This is a genomic window from Anaerolineales bacterium, assembly GCA_016928575.1.
Taxonomy (GTDB): domain Bacteria; phylum Chloroflexota; class Anaerolineae; order Anaerolineales; family RBG-16-64-43; genus JAFGKK01.
In genome coordinates this window covers 1-14,715 of record JAFGKK010000130.1, presented here as the reverse complement: position 1 = coordinate 14,715, position 14,715 = coordinate 1, and the positions used below count along the sequence as shown (strand labels likewise).

The window sequence follows — 14,715 nt, the reverse complement described above, 5'->3', positions numbered from 1 at the left end:
TCAAACGAAAATTCAAATCTGGGATATTGAAAAAGGAGAAGTAATAACAGAAATTGCAGGACCGCAAGGTTCCATTTACGATATGGTCTTGAGTCCGGATGGACGGTTTATCGCGACGGCTGAGGGTTTCGAAAATCCGATGGTAAAAATCTGGGGGATACCCGCCCAGTCGGAAGATCCATAACTTTATCTAGTTGTTTAGTTTATCTGAGGTGGTGTTTTTATTACGCGCATGCAAATAGAAGGCCTATCAGGCGCTTGGTGACCTGAGAGGCTTTTTTTTTGCGGCCTTACGGAAAAATGCGAAGAGTGAGAACCGACCACTCAGGATATCCTTCCCGGAAAGAGATCGTCGAAGGGATGCCTGCTGAGATTGCGCAGGTACGAGGATTGTCAGCGGACGATCGTACCCATCCCCGCCTTTCCACAAGGGGAGGGCAGGGAGGAAATATCGAAAAAGTAGGTTTTTTAGTACGTTAATTGAAATCCCCCCGCCCAAAACGCGAGGGTCGCCGCCATGAGCAGGACGTGATACAGGCCGTTGCGGTCGAGCGGTGAAAACCGGTCGACGCCGAGCGCCTGGCAAAGCGACGCCGCGATGGAGATCAGGATCCCGGCGATGAAACCCCAGGATCCGGTTCCGGCGCGCAAACCGGCGATGTTCAGCACCAGGAGGATAAGCAGGATCGGGGCGTAATTGAGGATGACCACCCGGAAGTCGTGGATCCGAATCGCGAAGAAGGAGAAGAGGCACAACTGCGCGAGCCCCAGCAAAATCACGGGCGCGCGCCACGCGGCGGGGGCGAATTGGTAGAGGGCGGTGAGCAGGGTGAAGAAGGTCATTGCGCCGGTGCACAGCCAGGTGGCCTTCTGCATGATCCTCCGGCCGCGGGTGTTCCCCTTCGGCTCGAGGAATCCGTGGTCCACGCCGCCGGCCAGCGCCCCCAGCGCAAACCACAAGAGTGCGATTCCCCAGAAGAAGGCGGCCGACGCGGCCGCCGGATTCCGCCCGAGGAGGATGCCCGCGGCGAAGAATCCCTCGCCGGCGAGGATGAAATTCGTGACGGCCGTGACTTCCAACGCGGTCATGGTTCCCTCCTGCGGCGGATTTCCCATCCTCGCCCCTATCCCCTGGCCCTCCCCTCGCTCCGCTCGAGGACTGGCTTTCCCCCTCCCCTGCCTTTTATCAGGAGAGGGGGAAAGCCTGTCCCTGAGCCGAAGGCGAAGGGGGGTGTGGGGGTTGGGGGTGAGGAAAGGGAGCGGATGGGAGGTAAGGATTCTTGCATGGGTTCGACACGCCGCGGCGGTCCTCCGCGGCGGCCCAACCGCCGTTGACCCCCGTTTGCGAAAACGTCAGGGTTGGAACTCCTCGATGAATTTCGCCGCCGCGTCGATGTCGTCCGTCGCCAGGATGAATTTTTCGAAATCGGCGGGGGCGAACAGGTTGCGCATCAGCGGCAGCACGGGCATCTTCCCGCTCCAATACTCCTTTCCGAACAGCACCATCGGGCTGAACCAGCCGAACGAGCGGTAGAAATTCTGCGCGCCGTCCTGGAAAATCTCCTGGATCGTCCCGGCTTTGCCCTCGAAGAAGACGATCCCCTGCCGGGCGAGGGCCAGCAGGCCGTCTTCGCGGATGCTGTTCTGGAAGTATTTGGCGATGCGGGTGGCGAGCGGCGTGGTCGGTTCGTGCCCGTAGTGCCAGGTGGGGATCGCCAAGCTCTCTCCGGGATCGGGAATCGAGCCGGCGAGTTCGAACGCCGGCGCGAACCAGGCCTGGGCCTGATCGCGCAGCGCCGGATCGACCGCGCCTTTGGCATCGACGATGTGCATCAGGGCCGGGACCACCGGCTGGGTTTTCAACAGCGCCAAGGCCTCTTCCAGGCGCGGATCCCCTTCGGCCGCGAACGAAGCTCCCAGATGGCCGGCTTCCATCGCGCCGGGTCCGCCCCCGGTGCAAACTAAAATCCCGTTCCGGGTCAACCGGCGCGCCAACAGGACGATCTTGCGGTAGGCGGCGGAATCGCGCGCCAATTTGTGGTCGCCCATGATCGCGGCGGTCGGGCGGCCGGCGATCAGCGCGGCGACGGATTGGGTGACGGCGTTGTCGTGCAGGGCCTGCATCATCCCGACGTACGGGTCCACCGCCGCCCCGCGGCCCCGGATCACGTAATGGCGGTAGATGGCGAAATCCGCCGTGCGTTCGAAGGAACCGGGTTCGCCGGGGTCAAACCCGCGGAAGAGGGTGGAGCGCGAATACAGCGCTTGGGGGATGGGTTCGAAGGGCAGAGTGGGTCCCGGCATCAGGCACCTCTTTCCGTCGAGGTCGGTTCTCTTACTATTCCGCTCCGGATGGCGCACTTCGCGGGCGGGGAACGGAGGCGAGGGGAGTGCGGTTCCACACCTGGGCTTCGATGTAATTGGGCAGGTCGGGCGGCAGATCGGCGGCCCATTTCTCACCGGGCAGTCCGCCGGCATCCACGATCGCGCGGATCTCCGGCAGGGTGAACACCTTTCCGAATAAATCCGGCATGGAAAACGCGGAATCCTTCCGCTCGGCCAATGGAAAGGTGGTCATGCTGTCCGGGTAGGTGAAGCTGACGTCGGCCTCCGTGAACAGCGAGAGAGGAACCCGGATTTCCGCGGTGGTGGCTAGCGTGGCCGGATCGGCCGCCGTATCCAGCCACTTTGGCCGGCCGAGAATCATGTAGACCGGATGGGTTTCCCGCGGCTTTCCCCCTTTGGCGATGAAGCCCGTGCGCAATTTTCGTTCCACCTCCCGGCGGGCGCTCAAATACCGGGCCGGGTCTTTAAACCGCTCCCAGAACACGGAGCCCGCGACGTAGAGCTCCTTCATCCGCCGCCCGGCATCCTCGTCCGGCAAGCCGGAGAGGCTTCGGAACGGCTCCGAACCGGACCGGTAGAAGTGAACCAGGAAATCGACCATGACCTGCGATTCCATCCTTCGGCGGATGGCAAGCATTATACGTTTTTCCTGCGGTCCGGGGGAACCCTAAGGGTTCCGGACTTCCCGCGCCCAATCGGCATACACCGCTTGGGCCGTCTTCCCGAACGCCGCCGGGTAGTCGTTGGTGCGGATCAATTCGAGGATCTTCTCGTTGCCGTACGTCCTATCCAGGTAAGCGATGAACGAATAGGCGACGGCGTAGCCGTCGTGGTCCAGGAACGCGCCCGTGTCGTCCTGATTGAATGCTTCGAAATCGGGAAGGATTTCCGGAAGTGCGCTTTCCTGCCCGGCCAGGTAGGTGGCCAATCCTTCGTCGAGCCAGACGTTCGGGAATTCGTTGATCCGGTAGATCCGCGTATGCACATATTCGTGGACGAGGATTTGAAGAATGTCGTCATAGGTGTGTTGGCTGCCCGGATTTTCGGGGCTGGCGCACAACACCATTGTTTCGTATGCCGCTCCGGCCGCCCAGTCGCCATACGCCCGGGCAAGAAGATGGCCGAGGTAGGCGTGTTGAAATTCCTCCGCGCCCGGATAGACAACGACCGCCGATTTCGGTTCGCGTTCCACCGCAAAAAAGGCGGCGATGCGGGGGTAGGCGGTTTCGAGCGCGTTGGCGATGTCGGATTTTGTAGTTTCTTCGAGAAGGACGTAATGGATCCGGAAGTGTTCCGTCTCGAAGGTCTGCATCCCCGAAACATCGATGTTCTTCTTCAGCCCGAAATAGCCCGCCGTCAGAATCGCTCCGAGGACGAGCGCCGCCGCAATCGCTTTTTTCCTCATGATCCTTTCACTTCCGACGCCGCCGGCGCCCGCGCAAGGCGGTCAGAGCAGCGGCAGCAATTCCTTGGCCCAGGCGCGGATGGAATCCCAGTCGCGCCAGTCGCCTTCCGCCATCTCGCCGGATTTATCCAGCGAAAACATCCACCGCAAAATCGGGGAGAGGGTGCTGTAATCCAGCTTGCCGCCGAACAAACCGACGCCGACGGGATTTGGAATCTCGCTCCACAACGGCGCCAGCATGCGCTTCGTCTTTTCGCGGTTTTCCGGAGTATCCTCCTTCATGGCCAATCCGACGGAAAAACACGCCGTCGGGAGCGCGGCGAGGATAGCGCGGTTTTTCTTTGCGAAATTCACCGCCTCCGGAAGCGGTTTTTCCATGCGCAGCGCGGTTCCCAGGATCACCGCCCGGTAGGGTTGGAGATCCCTGACATCCTGCACCCGTTTGACGTCCACCGCCGCACCGGATTCGCACAGCATCTTCCCGATCTCCTCGGCCACCCCGCCGGTCGACCCGCATTTGCTGGCGTAGGCAATCAGAATTCTGTCTCCCATGGTCTTCTCCTTCCCGCAACTGAATTCCTCAAATTCGGCGCCGGGCTCCCGCACCGCCCAATAAGCCAGGCCCGCGCAGGAGAACGCGCCGGCTCCGGAGGCAATTCCCAAAAATGGGATAAAACTCCTGCGGTTCATTTTACTCTCCCGGATCGGGTCGGAAGATAACACAGGCGCAGGCGGGGAAGGGATTCCCTTCCGGTCCGATTTGGGGTCGGATCCAGGTTTTCACGGCGGGCCGAAGCGATATCCGTCGATTGCGGGCGGCGCGAACACCCCCCCGCGCCCGTCGCGGGCTTCCGCCGCGGGCGATCCGGAACTCGGGAGAACGGGACGGCGCCGTTGCCGAAAAATCGGCGCAACCGCCCGGGAGACGATCCCCCGACTGGTTTACTGCCGAATCCCCGGGTGTTCCACGCTTCCAGCGCCGGAGAGTCATATTTTTTTATTGATGCTTGACATAATTAGAAAAAAATCTATAATTATAAATATGTCAAATAATGATTTTTCCCCTTTACCAACAATGGCGCTTTCGGACGACAAGCGGATCCGGGCCTACGCGCACCCCACTCGGATGACCATCCTGGAAAGGCTTGGGCGGGAGAAGCAAAGCGTTTCGGGGATTGCGCGCGTGCTCGGCGTGCACCCGGCCAACCTCACCCACCACTTCAAACTCCTGGAGAAGGCCGGGCTGATCCGCTTGGTGGAGAGGAGGGACACGGGGAAGAATGTGGAGAAAATGTACCGCGCCGCCGCGCGCCACTTCACCGTGAACTTGGCGGGCGAATCGCTTGACGAGAAGAAGCTGCTGGCGCTGTCCCTGGTCCACGACAACTTGACGGCGGCGATCCAATCCCTGAAGGGTCAGGATGAAGGCAAGGCCGTATTCGCACTGCTCAAGAATTTCCGCCTGCGTCCGGAGGACATCCCCGGATTCCAGCGAAAAATAATCAGGCTGCTCGAGGAGTACGAGAAAAAACGCCCGCCCGACGGCGAAGCATATACCGTGAATTTCAGCTTCTACCCGGGCGAGCCGGCGGAGGACGCCGGCGGGGAGGTGGTCATCCGGTAAACCGAGCGCGCGGCGAAGGGCCGCGGTCCGCATCCCGTTGGGGGGATGGGAAGGTAGTTGCATCCCATTCCTCCCCCAACCCAATCTCATTTTATGGAGTAAGCCAACAATGAGCGCAAAATGCTTTCGGAGCATGATGGCCGCGGCCTGCCTGCTGCTGGCCGCCGCGGCGGCCGAGACGGCGCGTGCCGTCCGCGCGCCGGCGCCGCAGCCCCCCGGCGGCTGGCAGGAGTTTTTCGACCGGGTCCTCCCCAAACAGCTCGAATCCCTGCACATCCCCGGGGCGGTCGTCGCCGTGGTGGAAGGGGAGGAGTTGGCATTCGCCCGCGGGTACGGTTTCGCCGATGCGGAGAACCGGATCGAACCCGATCCAGAGAAGACGCTGTTCCGCATCGGCTCGATCACCAAGTTGTTCACTTGGACGGCGGTGATGCAACTCGCCGAACAGGGGAAGCTCGACCTGGATGCGGATGTCAACGACTATCTCGATTTCCGGATCCCGGACACCTACCCGCAGCCGGTCACGCTGCGCCACCTCATGGCGCATACCGCCGGATTTGAAGACCGGGTGGCCGCCTATATGGCGGCGTCGCCGCAGGACCTGGTTCCGCTGGGCGAGTGGCTGGCGGCGAACGTTCCGGCGCGCGTGCGCGCCCCCGGCGAAATCTCCTCGTATTCCAACTACGGCGCGGCACTCGCGGGATACATCGTGGAGCGCGTTTCCGGGACGCCCTTCGATGACTACCTGGAAGAAAACATCTTCGCGCCGCTCGGGATGGACCACACGACCAGCCGCCAGCCCCCGCCGCAATCATGGTCGGCGGATTTATCGAAGGGATATGTCTGGTCCGGAGGACGGTTTGCGGCGCTGGATTTTGAATACATGATGCCGTCTCCCACCGGATCGATTTCCTCCACCGCAACGGATATAGCGCGGTTCATGTCCGCCCATCTGCAAGGCGGGGAATTCCGGGGCGCGCGGATCCTGCGCGATACCACGGCGGAACTCATGCACCGCCGGCTGTTCGGCGTCGATCCGCGCCTGAACGGATTGGCCTACGGTTTTTATGAGATGAGCCGCAACGGGCTGCGGGTGATCGGCCATGAAGGCGATACGCGGCTCTTCCACAGCTTGCTGGCGATCATCCCGGAAAAGAACCTCGGCGTTTTCGTCGCCTTCAACGGCGAAAACGCGTTCAACGTGCAATACCTGCTGCGGAAGGAATTTCTGGATATGTTTTTTCCCTCCGCCGAATCCGCGCCGGAACGGCTGACGCTCTCATCGGGGGAATTGGCGAAGTTCGCTGGCAGTTACCGGCAAACCCGGCGGTTCGCGGAAACCACGGTCGAAAAGGCGGGGACGCTCCTGGAACCCATCATCGTTCAGGCGACGGATGACGGAGCATTGCGGATATCGTCGGCGTGGTACGGCGTGTACCGGTTTGTGGCGGTGGAGCCCCTGGTTTTCATCCAAGAGGATGATCCGCATAGCCTGTTGTTATTCCGCACCGACGCCGACGGGAACGTCACCCAGGCGTTTGTCGGGGAGGATCCCCTGACGGCGTGGGAGAAATTGCCCTGGTACGCGGATTACACGCTGCATTACATGATCCTCATTCTTGGATTGTTGCTGTTCCTGTGCGCGCTGGCCGCCGCGCTCGTTCGCGGAATTGTCCAAAGGTTCCGCAAACCGGCGGTTCCCGCGAAAGGGCCGGCCGCCGCCGGCGGATGGATTTTCAATCTGCTGTCGCTGATCGGGATTCTCTTCCCCGTAGGTTTCGTATTCGGCTTCGGCGGGATTTCCTATGGGCAGACGGGGTTGTTGACCGCGGTATTGGCACTTCCGATCCTGTTCATCGGTTTGTGGCTTGCCGCGGGTTTCTTCCTCTTCCGCGCCTGGCGCGAGAAATTCTGGCCTGCGGCCGGGAGGATTTTCTACTCGCTGCTGTTCTTCGTATCCGCGGCGTACCTTTGGAGCCTATCCTGCTGGAATTTGATCGGTTGGAGGTATTGATCCGTGAATGGCGCCGGGGCGGGCAACCGCCCGCCCCGGCGTTTTATCCCTTTCGCGGAATGAGGAATACACCGCCGCCTGCCCTCGCGCCTGCCCTCGGCGTGATTTTCGCCGGGGGAAGCGGGGGCTTGCCGTGCGGTAGTCCATTAACTCTGTTGTGCGGCTGTTTCGGTCATCATCCGCTTTCGGCGGACGGTCTTCCAGCGCCGGCCGATGACCCTCGCGACCCACGCCGCGGGAACCCATCCGCCCAAGTGCCGCAGGATTTGGTTGAAGGCGCCGGGGATGTACAGCTGGCGTCCTTCCAGCGCGCAATCGAGAGTCGCGGCGGCGACCGAACCGATGGATTGGGCGCTGAGATGGCCGGCCAGGCCCTGGGCTTCGATGGCGCGGATGCATTCGTCGTTGGTGTACAGGCCGCCGGGGCACAGCGCGGTCACGGTCGCGCCGAGCTCGCGCACCTCCTCGTTCAGCGCCAGCGAGAAATCCAGCAGGAAGCGCTTCGACGCCGCGTAGGTCGCCTTCATCGGCATTGGGTAAAACGCCGCCAGGCTGGCCACGTTGATGATCCGGAAGGCGGCGAACGGATCGCGTTGTTCCAGCAGGGAGCGGGTCAGGTCCAGCGCGGCTTCGATGTTCAGGCGCAGGATCGTCAGCAGCCGGCTGCGCGGCTGTTCGAAAAAGGCTCCTTCGGAATCGGTGCCGGCCACGTTGATCAACATCCACACGCGGTCCGGGCGCGAGCGGAGCTTGCGGATCAGGCGCAGGCGCGCCTCGGGGTCGGTCAGGTCGCAGCCCGCATAGCGGACGTCCACCGCGTGGGCGTTGCGCAGGCCGCCGGCCAGCGTGCTCAGCGCGTTCTCGTTCACATCCGTCAGGAAGAGATCCCAGCCGCGGCTGGCGCATTCGGCGGCGAAGGCCTTGCCCAACCCGCCGGTCGCGCCGGTGATAACCGCCCGGCGGATCGGCGCCGGCGCCGCTTCGGTGGTCGAAACGTCATCGCACATCGTATGTCTCCTTGCCCCCTCCTCTGTCCTTCCCCGTTTGGCGGAGCCCGTTAAACGGGGGAGGACAGGGTGGGGGTGAGGCCGCACATCCGCTCCGAAATCTCCCAGAGGCGCCGGGCGGAATCCGCATCCAGCGCGGCCGGGTCCGGAGAGAGGGGCCGGCCGTGTTTCCAATAGATTCCGGCGCCGGTCTGCACGTCCGGATCCAACAGCAAGCGGACGATGCCTTTGGCCGTCTCCTCGGGCGTGATGCCGCGCGCGCTCCACAGGATCCAAGCCCAGCTCACAAACGCCGGCGTTCCCTTGGTCCCGATTTTCGTCCGCACCAGGCCCGGGTCGGCGGCGAAGGCTGGCACGGTGCCTTCCTCCCCCTGGCGGCGGTTCCATTCGAGCGTGAACAGCACGTTGGCCAGTTTCGAGCGGCCGTAGGCCCGCAGGCCGTTGTAGTCGCGCCGCGATTGCAGGTCGCTCCAATTCAGGGTCAGCCAGCGGTGTGAGCCCGAGCTCACCGTCACGATTCGGGCGGCGGGCGCGGCCTGCAGCAGCGGGAGCAGCTCGTGCGAGAGCCGGAACGGAGCCAGGTGGTTGAGCGCCCACGTGTGCTCCAATCCTTCCGGGGTGAGCGTCAGCCAGAAGGAAAATCCGCCGGCGTTGTTCAGTAGGCCGTCGAGTTGGTCCCGGCCTAGGACCGAAAGCGTTTCGCGCACTTGGCCCGCTACCCGGATCACTTCGCTTTGCCGCGCGAGGTCCGCCTGCAGAAAAACCGATTTGCCGCCGGGGCCGAGCGCGCGAAGGTTTTCCTGGCACGCCCGGCAGCGCTCCTCCGAGCGCCCGACGCCGATCACCGTCACCCCGGCTCGCGCCAAGCGCTGCGCCGCGGCGTATCCGATCCCGGAGGTGGCGCCGGTGGCGACGATGACCTTTTCCGCGTTGGTCTTGTCCTTGCCGGTGATCAGCCTTTCTTCGGCGTCGATCCACATGATCGTAGCAACCTCCGCTCTTTTGCGATGGGAATCCTGCATGCTTCAAGCGGTATTCTGCCCCGTGCGAGGGAGCATTGTCATGAACCGAAAGGTGCAGCGCGGAGGTGTATTTCCCAGGTTTCCATTGCCTTGCATCCGCGGAAGCCGCGCAGGGTGGCGCGGATGGAATAGAGCCGGTCCATATCCCCCCGCGGTTCATCCCGGCATCGGGCGGGTGATCGTGGCGCGGGCGGCGGGGAAAAACCGCCGAGGCCGCCGCCCCCGTCGCCGGGAGAACGGCTCCAATTTCGGAATTCCGCTGTCGGCGGGACAAGCGGCCGGAGCGGCAGGTGGAGGGATTCAAGACAAACGAGTCTTCCCGCGCGACCGCTTCAGGCCGCGGAATGCCCGCGGAGAATGGATATTGGGAAAGTGATATCCGGAAAAACGTCTTGACCCGCTTTGGTCCGCCTTGAGGGGACGGGGTCTGGGAGGAGGTAGAAGAGGGAGGCAACCCGGCGCCTCCGACTCATACCAGCGCGCCGAGCGGAGCTAAAGGGCGGGGGAGGAATCGATGCCGCACATCCGCTCGGAGATTTCCCACAGCCGGCGCCCGGCTTCCTCATCCAAGGCGGCCGGATCCGGCGACGCCGGTCGGCCGTGTTTCCAATAGACGCCGGCCTCCGCGCGCACGGAAGGATCCAGGAACAGCCGCACGATTCCCCGGGCGGATTCGTCCGCGGTGATTCCGTGCGCGCTCCAAAGCCGAAAGACGGCGCTGACGATCGCGGGCGTGCCCTTCGATCCGATCCCGGTTTTCACCAGCCCCGGATCGGCGGCCAAGGCCTGGACCGCGCCGGGTCCGTCCAGGCGCCGGTTAAGCTCGGCGGCAAAGATCACCAGCGCCAGCTTGGAGCGCCCGTAGGCGAACAGGCTGTTCCAGGGGCGCCGCGAGGCCGGGTCGCTCCAATCCAGCCGCAATCCGCGATGGGTGCTGGAACTGACGTTCACCACCCGCGCCGCCGGCGCGGTTTGAAGCGCGGGAAGCAGCAGGCGGGTCAAAAGAAAAGCCGAAAGGTAGTTGAGAGTCCACAGATATTCGAGGCCTTCCGGGGTGGGCGTGGGGCGGAAGGTGAATCCGCCGGCGTTGTTCGCCAGCCCGGCCAGCCCGTCGTTCCCCCGCCCGGCCAGGATCCCGCGCACCCGCTCCGCCGCGGCGCGCACATCGCGCAGGAGCGAGAGGTCCGCGGCGAGGAAATCCGCCCGGACTTGGGGATGGATTCGGCGCAGGCGGCCCTCGGCCGCGCGGCAGCGCTCCTCCGAGCGGCCGATCCCGATCACCTCCACGCCCGCGCGGGCGAGCTGTTCGGCGACGGCCAGTCCGATGCCGGAAGTGGCGCCGGTGACCACGACGCAATGTGTCACGGGATTTTCTCCAAGCCGAATTCCGCCGACTGCCGGCGGAACGCCAAACGGGACGCGATCGCCGCCGGATCCGGCGGATTTCACGTCCGGCGGATCGGGCCCACCGCGCAGGCGGACGGCGCCCCCGAGAGGATGCGCACGCTCAACAGCACCCCGTGTTCGGCGTCATCGGATTCCCTCCGGCGGCGTCCGGGGTTCAGGGTTTGCGCGTGTAGGTATGGTTGCAGGGAACGCCGTCGTCGATCAACGTCCGGGTCCGGGAAAATTGAATCCGGGGGCTGAAGGCCGGCGTGGTGTAGAAATCCGTCGCGCAGGCCATGTGGTGCATCCATCGCTGCAACCCCGTCCGCTCGGCGAGGTCGGCGACCGGACATTTGGTCACGCAAAACTTCACGGTGTTGCCGCTGCGCTCGTGTGAGTATTCGAATCCCCGGTCCTGGAGCGGTTCCCACAGGACGCGGATGAAATCCTCGATCTTGGTTCCGGCGCGGGCTTCCCTCTCGCCGATCGCTTTCCAATCCCGGCCGATGCGGGCCGCTAAAAATTTTTCCACCGTCTCGCCGGCCGCGGTTCCGTATTTCGCATCCAGTTCCGCAAGCAATCCGGCCGTGTCGCGTTTGCCCCAGCCGTCCTTCAAATCGGTCAGGATCGAATACTCCGCGGATCCTTCCACGCAGAAATCCTTCCACGGCCGGTTCAGGAGATCGCCGATCCAACCGCATTATTTCAGTATCTCGTCCGGCATGACCGCCTCCAGCATAAAAACGCTCCGTCCGGGAGCGATTCGTTAAAGGGTTTTCCGGCCGATTGTATCAGGAAAGGGGCGGTCGAAGCGAAAGGAGGGAAGTCGTCCTCTTCGCGGGGATGAGGCCGGACCTCCCGGCGACAATGATGGCTTCCAACCCGCACAACCCTATGCGTTTCGGCTTGCCGCCTCATTCCCGCGAAGGCGTTTACAGTGTATTCCGCGGGCGATGGATAAACAGTTCCGGATCCGAACGGCTGCAGGGCATTAGCGGGCGGATTGCGGGAAATTCCTCCGGCGGCAGGATCAGGCGCCGATCGGCCGGACCGGGCCGTGGGCGGGATACACCGTCCGGGCACCGCGTTCGCGCAGCATCCGCCAGCTGGCGGTCACCGCCGCCGCGTCCCCCGCCTCCGGGATATCCTCCGGCGGCAGGTCGCCGGTGAAGACCGAACCGCCGTCGAGGAGGAGCGAGACGCTGTCCGCGGTATGCCCGGGGGTCGGAAGGATCTCGCCCGCCAGGCCGATCTCTTTAAGAATATGGCGGCTCTCCGCGAAACAAACCGGCGTCAGATCGTCGATGGTGATTTCCAGGTAATGGTCGCGCGGCTTGGTGAAGCGCTTCATCTGCAGTACGGCCTGCACCTGGTTTTCCATCAACAGCAGGTGCACGCCCGCCTGGCGGAATTCCTGGGCCAATCCGGCGTGGTCGATGTGGTAGTGGGAGGCGAGTCCGAGCCGGATTTCCGCCAGGGGAATGCTCTGGCGCCGCAGGTTGGCGAGCATCGCGCCCATCGTCCCCGGCCAGCCGAGGTCGAAGATCAGGCGCGAGGGTCGGGCGCCGATCACCCAGTAATTGGTGGAGCGGTAGCCGACGTTGACGACGGCCGCCTCCGGCCGGCGGGGGGCGGTTTTCTGCAGGAGCATCCGATTTCACGTCCGTTCGAAGCGGGCCTGGAAGAATCGCAGGTACTTCGGCTCGAATACCATCTTCAGCCCGCGCGTTTTTTCACGGGAGTCGTAGACCGCCTTCACCGATTCGGCGACCACGTCCATGTGGGCCTGGGTGTAGACGCGGCGCGGGATCGTCAGGCGCGTGAGTTCGAGCCTGGGGAAATAGTGGTCTCCGGTTTTCGGATCCCGGCCGGCGCTGGCGATCCCGCGCTCCATCGAACGGACGCCTGAATCCAGATAAAGTTCGGCCGCCAGGGTCTGGGCCGGGAATTGGATCTGCGGCAGGTGCGGATAGAACGCGGCCGCATCGAGGAAGACGGCGTGGCCGCCCACGGGCCGGGTGATCGGGACGCCCCAATCCATGAGCAGCTCGCCCAGGTAGCGGACCTGGCCGACGCGGGCGCGGATGTGGTCGTCTTGCACGCACTCGGCGATGCCGATCGCCATGGCTTCCATATCCCGCCCGGCCATGCCGCCGTAGGTGTGCAGTCCCTCGTAGACCACCACCAGGTTGCGGAGTTCCTCGAACAACTGCGGATCGTTCACCGCCAGCCAGCCGCCGATGTTGACGAGGTTGTCCTTCTTCGCGCTCATCCACGCCCCGTCGGTGTGGCCGCAGAACTCCTTCAGGATCTCGGCGACGGATTTTCCCGCATATCCCTCTTCGCGTTCCTGGATGAACAAGGCGTTTTCGGCCATGCGGGTGGCGTCGAGGAAGACCCGGATTCCGTATCGGTCGCACAAGGCGCGCAGGGCCTTGACGTTGGCCATGCTCACCGGCTGGCCGCCGGCCATGTTGACCGTCCCGGCCAGGCTGATGTAGGCGATGTTTTCCGCGCCCTTTTCCTTAATCAGCGCCTCGAGCTTGCCCAGATCGACGTTGCCCTTGAAGGGATGCTCTTTTTGGGCGTGGTAGGCCTCGTCGATCACCACGTCGGCGAAGATTCCGCCGGCGAGTTCCTGATGCAGGCGGGTGGTGGTGAAGTACATGTTTCCGGGGACGAACTGGCCCTTTTTGATCGCCGCCTGGCTGAGGAGGTGCTCCGCCCCGCGCCCTTGGTGGGTGGGTACAAGATGTTTGTATCCGTAGTAGGTTTGGACGGCGTTTTCCAGGTTGTAAAAATTGCGGCTGCCGGCGTAGGCTTCGTCGCCCAGCATCAAGCCCGCCCATTGCCGGTCGCTCATCGCGCTCGTGCCGCTGTCGGTCAGGAGGTCGATGTAGACGTCCTCGGACCGGAGCAGGAAGGTGTTGAAGCCGGCCTCGGCCAGCGCGCGCCGGCGCTGCTCGGACGTCGTCATCCGGATCGGCTCGACCATTTTGATCTTCCACGGTTCGGCCCACGAGCGGCGGCCGAACTGCTGGCCCATGGTTTTCGGAGCGTCTTTCGGCATGGATTCCTCCTCGGATCGAAGGCCGGTTTGAGGGAGCGGACGGAATGAGGCCCGCGGCGGATAGGGGAAATCCCCTGCAACGATTATATCCGCGGAGCTCTCGGACCGTTTGACGCAGCGGATGTTCCCCCTCACGCTGTGTGTGGAATCCGACGGTCGGATTGGAAAGGGTCGCGTTCTTCCATCCCCTCCCACCTCCCTCATCGGAATCGGTCCACTCATCCGGTGTCATCATACCCCTCCTCCCTTCCCGTATGACGGGAAGGGAGGAGGGGGCAGGGGGAGGCGGGATGGGATGGTTTCGATCAGCCGCAACCTCGACAGGGGACTCGGCTCACGAAGGGAGGAGGGGGGGCAGGGGGAGGCGGGATGGCTTTACTCTACCCGATCACTTTACGGCATTCTTTTTCGATGATCCGTACCGCTAGATCAGGATCCCGTTCGACCGCCTCGGCGGATAACAGCAAAATGGAAAAGCCATCCGAAGCTAATACCGTATCGCGAGCCCGATCGTTCTCTCCTCTTCCATGATGAATTTGTCCATCGATTTCGATGATTAACTTGGCTTCATGACAGAAAAAATCAACAATATACCCCCTCAGGACATGTTGTCGTCGAAAATGAAGCCCTAATAATTTATTTCCACGAATCCGAAACCAGATGAGGTTCTCGGAGAGAGTCATTTGCCGACGGAAGATTTTGGCTAGGCGGAATTTCTTGTGCAAATTGCCGTAGTATTTTCTGCGCATGTTTCTCCCCCTGGAGAGTAATATTGGAATACATTTTACCATCCCATCCCACCTCCCTCATCGGAATCGGTCCACTCATCCGGTGTCATCAT

Annotated in this window: 15 protein-coding genes; 3 read left to right on the top strand and 12 right to left on the bottom strand. The window is 62.9% G+C overall.

Features of this window, described 5'->3' with window-relative positions; genetic code table 11:
* On the top strand, positions 1-184 hold a 184-nt coding region (locus tag JW929_15610), incomplete at its 5' end, for a hypothetical protein (GenBank protein MBN1440834.1).
* Between the two features lie 284 nt (positions 185-468).
* Here the strand turns inward: JW929_15610 and JW929_15605 are convergent.
* The 5 genes from JW929_15605 to JW929_15585 form a co-directional block, all read right to left on the bottom strand.
* Positions 469-1,089 (bottom strand): hypothetical protein, encoded by a 621-nt coding sequence (locus JW929_15605; protein MBN1440833.1) that lies wholly within the window; start codon positions 1,087-1,089, stop codon positions 469-471.
* A gap of 264 nt (positions 1,090-1,353) precedes the next feature.
* Positions 1,354-2,304 (bottom strand): hypothetical protein, encoded by a 951-nt coding sequence (locus JW929_15600; GenBank protein MBN1440832.1) that lies wholly within the window; start codon positions 2,302-2,304, stop codon positions 1,354-1,356.
* A gap of 34 nt (positions 2,305-2,338) precedes the next feature.
* Positions 2,339-2,983: a hypothetical protein gene (locus tag JW929_15595; GenBank protein ID MBN1440831.1), complete on the bottom strand. Its 645-nt coding sequence runs from the start codon at positions 2,981-2,983 to the stop codon at positions 2,339-2,341.
* 30 nt (positions 2,984-3,013) lie between these two features.
* Complete coding sequence (locus JW929_15590) at positions 3,014-3,751, bottom strand: hypothetical protein (GenBank protein MBN1440830.1); 738 nt, start codon at positions 3,749-3,751, stop codon at positions 3,014-3,016.
* A 42-nt stretch (positions 3,752-3,793) separates the two neighbouring features.
* Positions 3,794-4,303, bottom strand: coding sequence for a flavodoxin domain-containing protein (locus JW929_15585; protein ID MBN1440829.1), 510 nt, complete (start codon positions 4,301-4,303; stop codon positions 3,794-3,796).
* Positions 4,304-4,793: 490 nt separating this feature from the next.
* On the opposite strand from JW929_15585, the gene JW929_15580 reads away from it, so the two are divergent.
* Entirely contained in the window at positions 4,794-5,375 is a 582-nt protein-coding gene (locus JW929_15580) for a helix-turn-helix transcriptional regulator (protein ID MBN1440828.1), read from the top strand.
* A 109-nt stretch (positions 5,376-5,484) separates the two neighbouring features.
* Positions 5,485-7,389, top strand: a complete 1,905-nt coding sequence (locus tag JW929_15575; GenBank protein MBN1440827.1) for a beta-lactamase family protein — start codon at positions 5,485-5,487, stop codon at positions 7,387-7,389.
* 146 nt (positions 7,390-7,535) lie between these two features.
* On the opposite strand, the gene JW929_15570 is transcribed toward JW929_15575, so the two are convergent.
* The 7 genes from JW929_15570 to JW929_15540 all read right to left on the bottom strand — a co-directional run bounded on the left by JW929_15570 (position 7,536) and on the right by JW929_15540 (position 14,623).
* Positions 7,536-8,396 (bottom strand): SDR family NAD(P)-dependent oxidoreductase, encoded by an 861-nt coding sequence (locus JW929_15570; GenBank protein ID MBN1440826.1) that lies wholly within the window; start codon positions 8,394-8,396, stop codon positions 7,536-7,538.
* Between the two features lie 50 nt (positions 8,397-8,446).
* Positions 8,447-9,376: an SDR family NAD(P)-dependent oxidoreductase gene (locus tag JW929_15565; protein ID MBN1440825.1), complete on the bottom strand. Its 930-nt coding sequence runs from the start codon at positions 9,374-9,376 to the stop codon at positions 8,447-8,449.
* A 534-nt stretch (positions 9,377-9,910) separates the two neighbouring features.
* The gene (locus JW929_15560) at positions 9,911-10,783 is read right to left on the bottom strand and encodes an SDR family NAD(P)-dependent oxidoreductase (protein MBN1440824.1); all 873 of its coding nucleotides are present in this window, start codon (positions 10,781-10,783) and stop codon (positions 9,911-9,913) included.
* Between the two features lie 196 nt (positions 10,784-10,979).
* Positions 10,980-11,456: an L-2-amino-thiazoline-4-carboxylic acid hydrolase gene (locus tag JW929_15555; protein ID MBN1440823.1), complete on the bottom strand. Its 477-nt coding sequence runs from the start codon at positions 11,454-11,456 to the stop codon at positions 10,980-10,982.
* Positions 11,457-11,834: 378 nt separating this feature from the next.
* Positions 11,835-12,455: an MBL fold metallo-hydrolase gene (locus tag JW929_15550; GenBank protein ID MBN1440822.1), complete on the bottom strand. Its 621-nt coding sequence runs from the start codon at positions 12,453-12,455 to the stop codon at positions 11,835-11,837.
* Positions 12,456-12,461: 6 nt separating this feature from the next.
* Positions 12,462-13,874, bottom strand: coding sequence for a tyrosine phenol-lyase (locus tag JW929_15545; protein MBN1440821.1), 1,413 nt, complete (start codon positions 13,872-13,874; stop codon positions 12,462-12,464).
* A gap of 380 nt (positions 13,875-14,254) precedes the next feature.
* On the bottom strand, positions 14,255-14,623 hold the full coding sequence (locus JW929_15540) for a DUF559 domain-containing protein (GenBank protein ID MBN1440820.1): 369 nt from the start codon (positions 14,621-14,623) through the stop codon (positions 14,255-14,257).
* Positions 14,624-14,715 lie beyond the last annotated feature (92 nt).